At 71.4% G+C, this 13,487-nt stretch carries 11 protein-coding genes and 1 other RNA gene; 2 read left to right on the top strand and 10 right to left on the bottom strand.

The features are described 5' to 3' along the window. Nucleotides 1–185 precede the first annotated feature (185 nt). The 4 genes from OG259_RS25810 to OG259_RS25795 all read right to left on the bottom strand — a co-directional run bounded on the left by OG259_RS25810 (nt 186) and on the right by OG259_RS25795 (nt 6,386). Nucleotides 186–2,537, bottom strand: a complete 2,352-nt coding sequence (locus OG259_RS25810) for a HelD family protein (protein ID WP_328944427.1) — start codon at nt 2,535–2,537, stop codon at nt 186–188. 96 nt (nt 2,538–2,633) lie between these two features. Further along, complete coding sequence (locus tag OG259_RS25805; RefSeq protein WP_328944426.1) at nt 2,634–3,770, bottom strand: uroporphyrinogen-III synthase; 1,137 nt, start codon at nt 3,768–3,770, stop codon at nt 2,634–2,636. An 84-nt stretch (nt 3,771–3,854) separates the two neighbouring features. Then, nucleotides 3,855–5,213, bottom strand: coding sequence for a nitrate/nitrite transporter (locus OG259_RS25800; RefSeq protein WP_328944425.1), 1,359 nt, complete (start codon nt 5,211–5,213; stop codon nt 3,855–3,857). Between the two features lie 180 nt (nt 5,214–5,393). Further along, entirely contained in the window at nt 5,394–6,386 is a 993-nt protein-coding gene (locus OG259_RS25795; protein WP_328944424.1) for a LysR family transcriptional regulator, read from the bottom strand. Between the two features lie 83 nt (nt 6,387–6,469). Between OG259_RS25795 and OG259_RS25790 the strand changes: the two genes are divergently transcribed. Then, a complete protein-coding gene (locus OG259_RS25790) occupies nt 6,470–7,747 on the top strand; it encodes an MFS transporter (protein WP_328944423.1) in 1,278 nt (425 codons plus the stop codon). 97 nt (nt 7,748–7,844) lie between these two features. Here OG259_RS25790 and ssrA read toward each other — a convergent pair. From ssrA to ftsE, 5 genes are all read right to left on the bottom strand, one after another. Then, nucleotides 7,845–8,237, bottom strand: a transfer-messenger RNA (tmRNA) gene (gene ssrA / locus OG259_RS25785). A 122-nt stretch (nt 8,238–8,359) separates the two neighbouring features. After that, nucleotides 8,360–8,899, bottom strand: coding sequence for an SsrA-binding protein SmpB (smpB, locus tag OG259_RS25780; protein ID WP_266892440.1), 540 nt, complete (start codon nt 8,897–8,899; stop codon nt 8,360–8,362). 18 nt (nt 8,900–8,917) lie between these two features. Continuing rightward, a complete protein-coding gene (locus OG259_RS25775; RefSeq protein WP_328944422.1) occupies nt 8,918–10,105 on the bottom strand; it encodes a S41 family peptidase in 1,188 nt (395 codons plus the stop codon). A gap of 78 nt (nt 10,106–10,183) precedes the next feature. Next, entirely contained in the window at nt 10,184–11,104 is a 921-nt protein-coding gene (gene ftsX, locus OG259_RS25770) for a permease-like cell division protein FtsX (RefSeq protein WP_328944421.1), read from the bottom strand. 23 nt (nt 11,105–11,127) lie between these two features. Beyond that, the gene (ftsE, locus tag OG259_RS25765; protein WP_266892444.1) at nt 11,128–11,817 is read right to left on the bottom strand and encodes a cell division ATP-binding protein FtsE; all 690 of its coding nucleotides are present in this window, start codon (nt 11,815–11,817) and stop codon (nt 11,128–11,130) included. A 235-nt stretch (nt 11,818–12,052) separates the two neighbouring features. Between ftsE and OG259_RS25760 the strand changes: the two genes are divergently transcribed. Continuing rightward, nucleotides 12,053–12,235, top strand: coding sequence for a hypothetical protein (locus OG259_RS25760; protein ID WP_015033932.1), 183 nt, complete (start codon nt 12,053–12,055; stop codon nt 12,233–12,235). Between the two features lie 155 nt (nt 12,236–12,390). Here the strand turns inward: OG259_RS25760 and OG259_RS25755 are convergent, their stop codons facing one another. After that, the gene (locus OG259_RS25755) at nt 12,391–13,116 is read right to left on the bottom strand and encodes an LPXTG cell wall anchor domain-containing protein (RefSeq protein ID WP_328944420.1); all 726 of its coding nucleotides are present in this window, start codon (nt 13,114–13,116) and stop codon (nt 12,391–12,393) included. Nucleotides 13,117–13,487: the final 371 nt, after the last annotated feature.

The raw sequence follows: 13,487 nt of genomic DNA, 5'->3' as shown, positions 1-13,487 counted from the left end.
CTCGCCTCGCGGCAAGTGGTCCCTCAGAGGGACGAAGGTTGGGCCCGGGGGCTTGGATCGAGCCGGTGCCACGACAAGGCTAACAAACGACCCTGTTCAGTGATTCCAGCGCCACAGGTTGACCGGAAATCGGCCCTACGACCCCTCCTTGCGGCGCCCCGGATCACTCCCCCGCGGCGCCCGGATCAGTCCCTCAGCAGGTCCGGAACCCCCGCCTCGTCCGGCATGTCCGCCGCCGCCGCGACCACCGTGAGCTGCTGCGTCGCCCGGGTGAGGGCCACGTAGAGGACCCGCAGACCCGCCGGGGACTCGTCGGCGATCTCCGCCGGCGAGACGACCACCGTGGCGTCGTACTCCAGGCCCTTCGCCTCCAGGGAACCGAGCGCCACCACCCGGTCGCCCAGCTCGGCGAGCCAGCGGGCCGCCTCCTGACGCCGGTTCATGGCGACGACGACACCGACCGTGCCCTCGACCCGCTCCAGGAGCAGCCGCGCCTCGGACCGTACGGTTTCGGCCAGATCCGGCTTCCCCGCCGTCTCCCGCACCGGTACGAAACGGGGCTCGACGCCCGTCGAGCGGACCGCGCGCGGCGACTCCTTGCCCGGCATGGCGAGGGCGAGCACCTTGGCGGCCAGCTCGGCGATCTCCGCCGGGTTCCGGTAGTTCACGGTCAGCTCGAAGCGGCGCCGCGGCCGTGACCCGAGGGCCTCGTCGCGGGCCTCGGCCGCCTCGTCCGGGTCCGACCAGGAGGACTGCGCCGGATCTCCGACGACCGTCCAGGTGGCGTGCCGGCCGCGCCGCCCGACCATCCGCCACTGCATGGGCGTGAGGTCCTGCGCCTCGTCCACGATCACGTGCGCGTACTCGGTGCGCTCGGCGGCGAGCCGCTCGGCCCGCTCGCGCTGCGTCTCCTCCCGCACGGGCATGAGCTCTTCCAGACCCGTGAGCTGGTCGAGCGGGTCGTACTCCCGGCGCTTCCTCGGCCGGGCCGGGGCGCCGACCAGGGTGTGCAGCTCGTCGAGGAGCGCCACGTCGTGGACGGACAGCTCCTTGCGGCGCAGCGAGCGGGCGAGCCGGCGCACCTCGCCCGGGTTGAGGATGCGGCGGGCCCAGCGGCCGAGCCGCCGCTCGTCGGCCATCGCGTCGAGGACCCGGCGCGGGGTGAGTTCGGGCCACCACGCGTCGAGGAAGCCGAGGAAGGAGTCCTCGGTGGAGACGTCCTCGTCGAAGGAGGAGCGCAGTTCGGCGGCCAGCTCGGGGTCGCTGTGCCGGCCGACCGCACCCGACTTGGAGTACAGCGCGTCCAGGAGCAGCCGGCGGGCCCGCGGGCGCAGCAGGTTGACCGGAGCCGTACCGCCGAGGACGTTGTGCCGGATGCGCCGCAGCTCGTCGGCCTCCAGCTCCAGGCGACGGCCGAAGGCGACCACACGCAGGCGCGTGGGGGTGCCGGCGGGCACGGCGGCCTCGTCGTCCTCGTCGCCCAGGGCGAGCTGGGCCTGAGCCCTGGGCGCCGGGGTCTCCAGGGCTCCACGGGCGGCCTTGCGCAGCACGTGGAGCATCCGGGAGGAGCCCTTGATCCGGGCGACGGCCGGATCGTCGTAGGCGGTGGCCTCGGCCCCGTCGACGAGCGAGCCGACGGCCCGGATCGCCACCTGGCCCTCCTCGCCCAGCGAGGGCAGGACGCCTTCGGTGTACGAGACGAGGAGCGGGGTCGGGGAGACGATCAGGATGCCGCCCGCGTACCGCCGCCGGTCCTGGTAGAGCAGGTACGCGGCCCGGTGCAGCGCGACCGCCGTCTTCCCCGTACCCGGACCGCCCTCGACGTACGTGACGGAGGCGGCGGGCGCGCGGATGACGAGGTCCTGCTCCGCCTGGATGGAGGAGACGATGTCCCGCATGGTGTGGCTGCGGGCCTGGCCGAGGGCGGCCATCAGGGCGCCGTCGCCGATCACCGGCAGTTCGCGCCCGTCGAGGCTGGCCCGTAGCTCGGGGCGCATCAGGTCGTCCTCGACGCCGAGGACCTGGCGGCCCTTGGAGCGGATGACCCGGCGGCGTACGACCCGGCCCGGGTCGACCGGCGTCGACCGGTAGAAGGGCGCGGCGGCGGGCGCGCGCCAGTCGATGACCAGCGGCGCGTAGTCGGAGTCGAGGACCCCGATCCGGCCGATGTGGAGGGTCTCGCCGATCTCGGCGGTGTTGTCCGGCCGGACGGCGTCCTCGGCGGGCTCGATCGAGGTGTAGGCCCCGTCGGGCCCCTTCTTCCCGTCCTTCCCGTACAGCAGATCGATCCGGCCGAAGAGGAAGTCCTCGAACTCGTTGTTGAGCCTGTTGAGGTGGATGCCGGCCCGGAAGACCTGGGCGTCGCGCTCGGCGAGGGCGCCGGGCGTGCCGACCTGGCCCCGCTGGGCGGCGTCGTTCATCAGGAACTCCGCCTCGTGGATCTTCTCCTCCAGTCGGCGGTAGACGTGATCCAGATGTTCCTGCTCGACACCGATCTCACGGTCTCTGACCGTGTCCACGGCTTCCTGCGCGGCCACCTAAGGCCCCCTTCTGACGTGCACTGGGCAGCCGTCGAGCGTACGCCACCACAGGCCACCGTGTCAGGCGGGTCAACCACGCGCCCCCACGTCCGGCTACTCGTCGTACTTCGTGTCCGCCGTCGGGTCCAGTGCCAGCCGGTACCCCCGCTTCACCACCGTCTGGATCAGCTTCGGCGTGCCGAGCGCCGCCCGCAGCCGCGCCATCGCCGTCTCCACCGCGTGCTCGTCGCGCCCCGCGCCCGGCAGCGCCCGCAGCAGGTCGGCCCGGGACACCACCCAGCCGGGGCGGCGGGCGAGGAGTCCGAGGAGGGCCATTCCGGCGGGCGGGACGGGCCGCAGGAGGCCGTCGACGAGGACGGCGTGGCCGCGGACCTCCACCCGGTGGCCGGCCACGGGCAGGGCCCGTGAGCGGGCCGGCAGCTCCTTGCAGAGCAGCTGGACGAGGGGGCCGAGCCGGAAGCGCTCCGGCTGGTACGTGTCGATGCCCTCGGCCTGCAGCGGGAGGGCCGTCACGGTGCCCACGCAGACCGCGAGGACGTCGTGCCGGAGCGCGGCGACGAGGGCGTCCCGTACGCCCTTCTCCGCGGCCCGGGAGAACAGCGAGGCCGCGGCGGGGGCGCTGGTGAAGGTGACGGCGTCCAGGCCGCCCGACAGGATTCCGTCGAGGAGCCGGTCGAGCGGGCCGATGTCCTCCGGCGGCATCCAGCGGTAGACGGGGACGCCGACGACCTCGGCGCCGCCGGCGGTGAGCGCCTCGACGAAGCCGGGCAGCGGCTCCCCGTGCAGCTGGAGCGCGATCCGCCGGCCCGCCACGCCTTCGGCGAGGAGCCGGTCGAGGACCTCGGCCATGGACTCCGAGCCGGGCGACCAGGACTCGGTGAGTCCGGCGGCCCGTACGGCTCCCTTGACCTTGGGGCCCCGGGCGAGGAGTTCGACGTCCCGCAGGACGGCGAGGAGGTCCTCCCCGCACCCCCAGCCCTCCGCCGCCTCGATCCAGCCCCGGAAGCCGATCGCCGTGGTGGCGATGACGACGTCCGGGGCGTGGCCGATGAGTTCCTTGGTGGCGGCGAGGAGTTCGGTGTCGTCCGCGAGGGGCACGATCCGCAGGGCGGGGCCGTGGACGACGGCCGCGCCGCGTCGGCGCAGCAGCGCGATGAGTTCGTCCGCGCGCCGCGCCGCGGTGACGCCGACGGTGAAGCCGGCGAGGGGGCCGTGTTCTTGCTCGTCCATGAGGTCAGAGCCTGACGGGGACGCGTGACGGTCTCGGTTCGCCCGTATTTCCTGATCGTTACGGTCCGCGCCGGGCACCGGACATCACACCTTCGCGTAGCCGGGCCGGGGCTCCGGCTCGGTGACGGCCCCGGCGTTCTCGGGTACCGCGGCCGGAGCCCGAAGGTATACCGCCCAGGTGACGACCATGCAGGCCGCGTAGAAGGCGAGGAAGGCGACGAAGGCCGCGGTGCCGGTGCCGGAGGTCTGGAAGGACTGACGGAAGGCGAGGTTGATGCCGAGGCCGCCGAGCGCGCCGACCGCGCCGATGAGGCCCATGGCAGCCCCGGAGAGGCGCCGCCCGTAGGCCTCGGCGGCATCTCCCGCGAGGCCCTTGCGGTGCCCCTGGGCGAGGAAGATCGCCGGGATCATCTTGTACGTGGAGCCGTTGCCGAGGCCGCTGAGGACGAAGAGTCCGATGAAGCCGACGAGGAAGACGGTGAGGGATTCGATCACGGAGGCGTAGATCACCACACCGGTCGCGGCGGCCATCGCGGCGAAGGTCCCGAGGGTGATGCGGGCGCCGCCGTGCCGGTCGGCGAGGGAGCCGCCGACGGGCCGGATGAGGGAGCCGAGCAGCGGGCCGATGAAGGTGAGCGAGGCGGCCTGCAGCGGGGTGCGGCCGAACTGGGTCTGGAGGACGAGTCCGAAGGCGAAGCTGTAGCCGATGAAGGAGCCGAAGGTGCCGATGTACAGGAAGGCCATGATCCAGGTGTGGCGGGCCTTCACGGCCTCCTTCGCGGCCCCGGTGTCGTTCTTGACGGGGGCGAGGTTGTCCATGAAGAGCGCGGCGCACACGGCGGCGACGACGATCAGGGGCAGGTAGACGCCGAGCACGATCCGGGGGTGCATGGCGCCCGCCGTGCCGATGACGAGGAGGCCGACGAGCTGGACGACGGGGACGCCGATGTTGCCGCCGCCGGCGTTGAGCCCGAGTGCCCAGCCCTTCTTCCGCAGCGGGAAGAAGGCGTTGATGTTGGTCATCGAGGAGGCGAAGTTGCCGCCGCCGACGCCGGTGAGCGCGGCCACCAGGACGAGGGTGGTGTACGAGGTCCCGGGCTCCATCACCGCGAACGCGAAGCCGGTGGGCAGCAGGAGCAGCAGGGCGCTGTAGACCGTCCAGTTACGGCCGCCGAAGCGGGCGACGGCGAAGGTGTACGGGATGCGGATCAGCGCGCCGACGAAGGTCGCGGTGCCGATCAGGAAGAACTTGCCGGCCGGGTCGACGCCGTACTGCGGCCCCATGAAGAGGACCATGACCGACCAGAGGCTCCAGATGGAGAAGCCGATGTGCTCGGAGATGACGGAGTAGAGCAGGTTCCGCCGCGCGATCCGCTCCCCCTTCTCGCGCCAGAACGTCTCGTCCTCCGGCTCCCACTGCTCGATCCACCGGCTGCCGCCCATGTCGTACCTCCGCGGGTGTCGGGTCCTGGGGCGTCCACAGCCCCGGTCCACCTGTCACCGACCCTAGAGAGGTCGCGTTTCAGCCTGGTGCCGAGAAGTGACGGCGACGGAACCTTGCTCTCACCCGGCGCGCGACGGCTCTGTGAGCGCCTGTACGCGCCCCTGGGGCCGGGCGACCCGCTACGGCAGCCCCGGTTCCCCCTCCGGCAGCCAGGACCCCGCCGGGCGGGTGTGCCAGCCCTCCCGGGCGCCGATCTCGGCGGCGGCGGTCCGCAGTGCGTCCAGGCCGGGGTGGCTCAGCCCCTTGCGCCACACCAGGCTCACGGGTGACAGGGGTACGGGGTCGACGAGCGGCCGCAGCACGCACCCCGGCATGGGCGGGAAGTCGACGACGGCGAGCACCGGGTTGCGGTGCTTGGCCATGATGCGGCGGAACTCCTCCTTGCCGACCGCGAGCGGCGCGGGCGGGGCGACCTCGATGCCGCGTCCGGCGAAGAGCCGGGCGGCGAGGTCGGTCCACTCGGGCGTGCGGTCGTTCCCCGCGCCCGCGTAGATCCGTTCCCCGGCGAGAGCGGCGAGCGGCACTTCGGGCAGCCCGGCGAGCGGATGGTCCTCGGGCAGGATCACGGCCATCCGCTCGTACCGTACGAACTGGACGTCGAGCCGCGCCCGCAGCCCGGCGTCGAGCCCTCCGTACCGGCCGAACGAGGTGTCGAGCTGGCCGGCGAGGATCTCCCGTACGGCTCCGGTGAGTCCGCTCTCGTAGCGGGCCATCAGCTCCTGGTCCGGGGCGAGTTCGCGGGCCCGGCGCAGGACTTCCTCGGGGGCGAGGCCGGGGCTGTTGAGGTCGACGAGGAGGGGTCGGGGTACGGCCCGGAAGGCCTCGGCCAGTTCGTCCTGGGCGGCCAACACCCGGTGCGCGTACGGGAGGAGGCGCTCGCCGTCCGGGGTGAGGGAGACCTGCCGGGTGGTCCGTACGAAGAGCTCGGCGCCCAACTCGCGCTCCAGGCGCCGGATGTCACGGCTGAGGGCCTGCTGGGCGACGTAGAGGCGGGTGGCGGCGCGGGTGAAGTGCAGGTCCTCGGCGACGGCGGTGAAGGCGCGCAGGAGGCGGGGGTCGATGTCGCGCGGTGCGGCGGACGCCGACGTGGGGAAAGGTACCGGGGAGACCATCGCCGCATTTAACAACACAGATGCGTGAATGGCCACCGAACAGGTGTTGGACCCACCCGGCCCGCTCCCGCGAGCCTTGATCCATGCCGCAACCGGACCTCACCCTCACCCCGGCGGGCCCGGCCCTCGCCCCCCGCTACAGCGACCGGCACACCGCCGCCGCCGGCACCCCCACCCCTCCCCCTGCCGCCATCCCAACCCCCCGCAATTCCTACCTCCGCCTCTTCGCCGTCCCCGGCGCCCGCGCGTTCATCGTCGGCAATCTGATCGCCCGGCTCCCCATGGGCATGTTCGGCGTCAGCGCCGTGATCATGATCGCGGGGGCGTACGACTCGTACGCCCTCGCGGGCGGGGTGACCGCCACCGGCATGGCCGCCGGGGCCCTCACCGCCCCCTGGGTCGCCCGGCTGGTCGACCGGTACGGCCAGGCGCGGGTCGCCGTCCCCGCCACCGCCTACGCGGTTCTCGGCCATCTGGTCCTGCTCCTCTGCGTCCACGAGAAGGCGCCCGTCTGGGCGCTGTTCGCCACCACGGCCCTCACCGCCACGTCCCCCAACACCGGCGGCATGTCGCGGGCCCGCTGGGCCCATCTCCTGAAGGGCGACCGGGACGCCCTGCACACCGCCAACGCCTTCGAGCAGGCCACCGACGAGCTCTGCTTCATGCTCGGCCCTGTCGTCGCCGCGCTGCTCTGCTCCACCCTCTTCCCCGAGGCGGGCACCCTCGTCGGCGCCGCCCTGTTCCTCACCGGCGTCCTGATCTTCGCGGCCCAGCGCTCCACCGAACCGCCGGTCTCGCCCCGGACCTCCGCGGGCTCCCCGCTCCGGGTCCGGGGCATGGCCCCGCTCCTGGCGGTCTTCCTCGCCACCGGCGCGGTCTTCGGCTCCATGGAGGTGGTGACCGTGGCGTTCGTGGACGGCCCCGTCGCGGGACCGGTCCTCGCTCTCCAGGCCGCCGGCTCCTGCGCGGCCGGCCTCCTCTACGGCCGCGCCCACCGCACCGCACGGCTCCGGACCTGCCTGGCCGCGATGGCCCTCCTCATGACGATGCCGCTGCTCGCCGCCTCGACCGGCTCGCTGCCCGCCCTCGCCGCCGGACTCCTCCTGGCCGGCATGGCGACGGCCCCGACCATGGTGACGGGCATGGGCCTGGTCCAGCGTCTGACCCCGGCGTCCCAGCTCAACGAGGGCATGACGCTGGCCGTGACCGCCCTCCTCGGCGGCATCGCGGCGGGCTCCGCCACCGGCGGCTGGGCCGCCGACCACGCCCCCTTCGCGGCCTTCGGTTTCCTGATCCCGGCCGGGGCGGCGGCCCTCGCCCTGACCCTCTGCGCGGCGACGCGAGTGGACGGCCGGGCATGACAGACGCCGGGCATGACAAAGGCCCGGCAGTCTGACGACTGCCGGGCCTCTGCCCACATGGGATGAGGTGTCCGAGGGGGCTTGCCTCTCGGACGCTCGGTGGAGATGGCGGGAATCGAACCCGCGTCCAACGGTACGGAAACAGGGCTTCTCCGTGCGCAGTCCGCTACGAGTTTCTCAGCCCCGGAGATCACACGGACAAGTCTCCGACGGGCTCAGTCACTGTTTGATTTCCCTCTAACCCCCGTGACCGGGGCTAGAGGTTTAGATCCCTAAATGACGCCAGGATCCGGGTCGGGACCACCCCCGGGCTGACGCTCCTCACAGAGGCTTCTTGTCGTTACCTAAAATTAGGCAGCGAGGGCGAAGCGGGAGTTATCGCTCTTGGAGTTGGCGATTATTGGTTGCGACATATGGTTAACGAGATCATTGCCGCTTCCTCGACACGCTTCCCCTGCATCGGTATCCGCTGTCGAAACCGATCATCCCCATGTTTATTTTTCAAAGCACACCTCTTGCGAGGTGGGCACGACCCATCGTACGTGACCGACGGGTGCTGTCGCCAGCGTATTACCCGCGACCGCGCCGCTCCGCCGAACAGCGCCGAGCGGGCTACGCGGCCTGTGCCGCCCGCTGCTTGCGCTTGGCCGCCGCGATGGCCCGGTTGGTCTCGCGCGTGTCCTGCTTCTCCCGCAGGGTCTGACGCTTGTCGAACTCCTTCTTGCCCTTGGCGAGCGCGATCTCGACCTTGACGCGGCCGTTGAGGAAGTACAGCGCGAGGGGCACGATCGTGTGACCCGTCTCCTGCGACTTCGCCTCCAGCTTGTCGATCTCCTCGCGGTGCAGCAGCAGCTTGCGCTTCCGCTTCGCCGAGTGGTTGGTCCAGCTGCCCTGCATGTACTCGGGCACATGGATGTTGTGCAGCCACGCCTCGTGCCGGTCGATCTGCACGAAGCCGTCGACCAGCGAGGCACGGCCCATCCGCAGCGACTTCACCTCGGTGCCCATGAGCACCACGCCGCACTCGTAGGTGTCGACGATGTGATAGTCGTGGCGCGCCTTCTTGTTCTGCGCGATGATCTTGCGCTCGGGCGCCTTGTCCTGGTTCTTCTTCGCAGGCTTGCCCTGCACGTTCACGAGTCCCTTTGCCATAGTGCCGTCATTTTCGCACTACGAGCCCCCTCCGAGGCCACTCAATACCGTCTTCGCCCGTTCTTCCGCCCGTTCCCCGGCCGTCAGGTCGGGGGTGATGCCCCGGCCGTCCACGGCGTGACCGGCCGGTGTGCGGTAGTGGCCGACGGTCAGCTCGGCGACGGAGCCGTCCGGCAGGGCGCTCGGCATCTGGACCGAACCCTTGCCGAAGGTGCGCGAACCGACCGTGACGGCCCGGCCACGGTCCTGGAGGGCGCCGGTGAGCAGCTCGGCCGCGCTCATCGTGCCGCCGTCGATCAGCGCCACCAGGGGCCGGACGGTGTCGCCGCCGCCCTCCGCGTACACGGCCCGTTGCTCGCCCTCCACGTCGTACGTGGCGACCAGACCGCCGTCGAGGAAGGCGGAGGCGGCCACGGCGGCCTCGGCGACCAGTCCGCCGGCGTTGCCCCGCAGGTCCAGGAGGACGCCGGCGCCGGCCGGGGCGTCCCGTACCGCGTCACGCACGCGCGTGCCCGCGCCCTTGGTGAAGGCGGCGACCCGGATCATCAGGGTCCCGTCGTCGAGGCGGCGGACGGTGACCGGGTCCGTGGCCAGCCGGGCCCGGCGCAGGGTCTGCGTCCAGACGGCGCGGCCGCGCTCGACCCGGAGGGCGACGGTGGAGCCGGGTACGCCGTCGCCGCGCAGGAGGGCGACGACCTCGGAGACCGAGAGACCGTCGACGGGGCGCCCGTCGACGGAGACCAGCCGGTCGTCGGCCCGGAGCCCGGCGCGCTCGGCGGGGCCGCCGGACTGCACCCGGGTCACCCGGACCCTGCCTTCGGCGGCCCGGCCCGCGGAGAGCCCCACGCCCGTGTAGGCGCCGTCGAGGGCCTGCTCGAACTCGGCGTACTCCCGCTTGTCGTACACCGCGCCCCAGCGGTCGCCGCTGCGGCTGACGAACTCCTCCGCGGCCTTCTTGCCCGACTTGCCGTCGGCCATGGCATCGGCGGCGGCCCGGCTCAGGGCGGCGCTGTCGACGGTCGTGGAGTCGCGGGACCCCTCCCCGACGCGCAGGGCCGCCTCCGCCCGCCCGGCCGCGGGCTCCTGCCGGGGCAGCGAGCCGGTGGCGGCGGCGGTGGCGAGGACACCGGTGAAGACCAACGTCAGAACGGCCCCACGGAGCACTCCGCGGGGCCGGATACAGAGGTGGTCGGTGCCGGCCGGCATGGCGCCCACTCTAGGACAAGGCAATGGCGCCGCACGGGCTTTGCCCGTACGACGCCATCCACCGTCAGAAGTGTCTTCTCACACCTTCAGGTACTTGCGCAGCGCGATGAAAGCGGCCACGGCGGGCATCAGCAGCCCGATGGCGATCACGAGCGGCAGCTTGGCGAACACGGCGTCCCAACCGATGAAGTTGACGAGCTGCATCTTCTCCGCGAGCGCGATGCCGTGGTCGATCAGGAAGTACCGGCCGACGAGCAGCAGCACGCAGGCGACCGCGCCACCGAGGAGTCCGGCGAACGCCGCCTCCATGATGAACGGCATCTGGATGTAGAAGCTGGACGCGCCGACCAGCCGCATGATGCCGGTCTCCCGGCGACGGCTGAAGGCCGAGACGCGCACCGTGTTGACGATCAGCATCAGCGCGATGACCAGCATCAGCCCCATGACGCCGAGGGCGGCGATGTTCATGCCGTTCATCAAGTCGAAGAGGTTCTGCAGGATGCCCCGCTGGTCCTGGACCGACTCCACGCCGTCACGCCCCGCGAAGGCGGTGGCGACGACCTTGTACTTCTCCGGGTCCTTCAGCTTCACCCGGAACGACTCGGGCATCTGGTCCGGCGTGATGACGGAGGCGATGGCGGTGTCGCCGTACTCCTCCTTGTAGCGCTTGAACGCCTCGTCGGCCGACTCGTAGAAGACGGTCTCGACGATGTCCAAATCCTTCAGGTCGGCCTGGAGCTGCTCCTTCTGCTGGGCCGTGACCGCGCCCTTGCCGCACTTGCCCGCCGCGGAGGCGGCGTCGGCCTTGGTGCAGAGGTAGATGGAGACGTTGACCTTGTCGTACCAGTAGTCCTTCATCGTGCTGACCTGCTCGCGCATGAGCAGCGCGCCGCCGAACAGGGCGAGCGAGAGGGCCACGGAGACGATGACGGCGAACGTCATCGTGAGATTGCGCCGGAGACCGACGCCGATCTCGGAGAGCACGAACTGAGCGCGCATGGTGTGTTGAGTCCCCTACCTGCTCAGTGCTGGTAACCGTAGACGCCGCGGGCCTGGTCGCGGACGAGTCGGCCCTTCTCCAGCTCTATGACGCGCTTGCGCATCTGGTCGACGATGTTCTGGTCGTGGGTCGCCATGACGACGGTGGTCCCTGTCCTGTTGATGCGGTCGAGCAGCTTCATGATGCCGACCGAGGTCTGCGGGTCGAGGTTGCCGGTGGGCTCGTCGGCGATCAGCAGCATGGGGCGGTTGACGAAGGCGCGGGCGATGGCGACGCGCTGCTGCTCACCACCGGAGAGCTCGCCCGGCATCCGGTCCTCCTTGCCGCCGAGCCCGACCAGGTCGAGCACCTGCGGCACGGCCTTGCGGATCTCGCCGCGCGGCTTGCCGATGACCTCCTGGGCGAAGGCCACGTTCTGGGCGACGGTCTTGTTGGGCAGCAGGCGGAAGTCCTGGAAGACGGTGCCCAACTGGCGCCGCATCTGCGGCACCTTCCAGTTGGAGAGCCGGGCCAGGTCCTTGCCGAGGACGTGCACCTGGCCCTGACTGGCGCGCTCCTCACGCAGGAGCAGTCGCAGGAAAGTCGACTTACCGGAGCCGGAGGAACCGACGAGGAAGACGAACTCCCCCTTCTCGATCTCCAGGGAGACATCCCGGAGCGCGGGGCGGCTCTGCTTCGGATAGGACTTGGAGACGTTGTCGAATCGGATCACGGATGCACCACGGTCGGCCGGGAGTAGGTGTGCGTGACCTTACGCGAACGGGGAAGGACCGCGCAGTCGCGGTCCTGGCTTGCGAGGTTTATCCTTTTCGCCCTTCGGGACGGAACGGGGGCAATCCGGTGGGGCGCGCCGAAACGCCGTCGAGCTGGCACAGTGGTAGGGGGAACGTCGGGACCCCACCGGACGTTGTCCTGATGTGAAACCCAGTGCGGGAGGAGGAGAGCGCATGACCTACGACCGACTGGTGTGCGCCAACTGCGCGGCCCCGGTCGCCGAGGGCCGCTGCCCCGTCTGCCGCGCGAACCGGGAGCGACTGACCCCGCAGGGTCTCTCGCCCGCGATGCTGCTGACGCTGGCGATCGCCCTGCTGGCCGCGATCGCACTGCTCGCGGCGGTCCGTACGGTCTAGCGGGACCGTACGGCGTCCACACGAGCCGGAACCATGAGGAAGGGCCGGGGAGAAGCTCCCCGGCCCTTCCTCATGCTCTGTACGTCATGCGGCGCATGCTCTGTACGTCATGCGCCGCACGTCACGCGCCGTACGGATCCACGCTCACGGCTGGATCAGACGGCGGTACGGCCACCGCCGACGAGACGCGGCAGCATACGGAAGCCGATGCCACCGGCGATCATGGTCGCGGCGCCGATGATCAGGAACGAGGTCTCGGCCGCACCGGTCTCGGCGAGCTCCTCCTTCGCCTGACCCTGCTGCACGGGCTGCGAGCCGGCGTTGTTGGTGTCGGTGTTGTTGTTGCCGGTGTCGACGCACTCGGCGCCGTCGAGGTCGACGGTGCAGGTGCCGGCGTCACCGTTGTCGGTGTTCCCGCCGTCCTCGTCCGGGGTGACGGGCGCCTCGGTCTGACCGGGGCCGTCCGTGTCGCCCGGCTCCGGGTCGGTGGTCGGCGGCGTGGTGACCGGCGGCTCCGTGGTGCCCGGGTCGGTGGTCGGCGGCGTGGTGACCGGCGGCTCCGTGGTGGGCGGCTCGGTGGTCGGCGGCTCCGTGGTGGGCGGCTCCGTCGTGGGCGGCTCCGTGGTCGGAGGCTCGGTCGTGGGCGGCTCCGTGGTCGGAGGCTCCGTCGTGGGCTCCGTCGTCGGCGGCTCGGTGGTCGGAGGCGGCGTGGTCTCCTCGCAACCGAGGTCCCCGGGGAGGCACGTGGGCTCCGGGGTCGGGTCACTCTCGCTGAAGGCACCCACGGCCTGCGCCGCACCCGCCGCGGTGAGCGACGCGCCGGCGGCGATCACCGCACCGGCGGCGATGCGCGCGATACGGATTCGCATCTGCTTGGTCATCTGGCTGCTACCCCCAGTAGCTCATCTCGTCATGGGGCAGCGCTCGGGGCACGCGGCAGAGGCGGCTCACTACTGGGCCGGCCCCCGCTCGCACGCGCCCCAGAAATGCGCATGCCAGTACGCCACCCTTCCGATTTTCCGATGAAGCGTCAAGGTCGTTGCGCGTGCGATGCCCGAAAGATCACCAGCTGTCCCACATACAACGATGCAACTGTGACGTAAACCCAGAACTCCGGGCCCCGCGGCGCCAGTTCCCTTGTCGACAAAGCGCCCCAGTGGCCCTGTTTCCGCTTGCGTCAGCGAATCCGCCGACCGGACGGACACGGCCGGACGGAACGACGACGGGCCCCGCACCTGACGGTGCGGGGCCC

This window comes from Streptomyces sp. NBC_00250, from assembly GCF_036192275.1.
Lineage (GTDB): Bacteria > Actinomycetota > Actinomycetes > Streptomycetales > Streptomycetaceae > Streptomyces.
Note: the sequence above shows the minus strand (reverse complement) of the source record. Positions and strands in the feature narration are given on the sequence as shown.

Bases quoted from the DNA above. Each gene is read 5' to 3' on its own strand.
- OG259_RS25805 (WP_328944426.1), bottom strand. From the start codon at position 3,770: ATGGACGAGCAAGAACACGGCCCCCTCGCCGGCTTCACCGTCGGCGTC.
- OG259_RS25800 (WP_328944425.1), bottom strand. From the start codon at position 5,213: ATGGGCGGCAGCCGGTGGATCGAGCAGTGGGAGCCGGAGGACGAGACG.
- OG259_RS25795 (WP_328944424.1), bottom strand. From the start codon at position 6,386: ATGGTCTCCCCGGTACCTTTCCCCACGTCGGCGTCCGCCGCACCGCGC.
- OG259_RS25790 (WP_328944423.1), top strand. From the start codon at position 6,470: ATGCCGCAACCGGACCTCACCCTCACCCCGGCGGGCCCGGCCCTCGCC.
- smpB (WP_266892440.1), bottom strand. From the start codon at position 8,899: ATGGCAAAGGGACTCGTGAACGTGCAGGGCAAGCCTGCGAAGAAGAAC.
- OG259_RS25775 (WP_328944422.1), bottom strand. From the start codon at position 10,105: ATGCCGGCCGGCACCGACCACCTCTGTATCCGGCCCCGCGGAGTGCTC.
- ftsX (WP_328944421.1), bottom strand. From the start codon at position 11,104: ATGCGCGCTCAGTTCGTGCTCTCCGAGATCGGCGTCGGTCTCCGGCGC.
- OG259_RS25760 (WP_015033932.1), top strand. From the start codon at position 12,053: ATGACCTACGACCGACTGGTGTGCGCCAACTGCGCGGCCCCGGTCGCC.
- OG259_RS25755 (WP_328944420.1), bottom strand. From the start codon at position 13,116: ATGACCAAGCAGATGCGAATCCGTATCGCGCGCATCGCCGCCGGTGCG.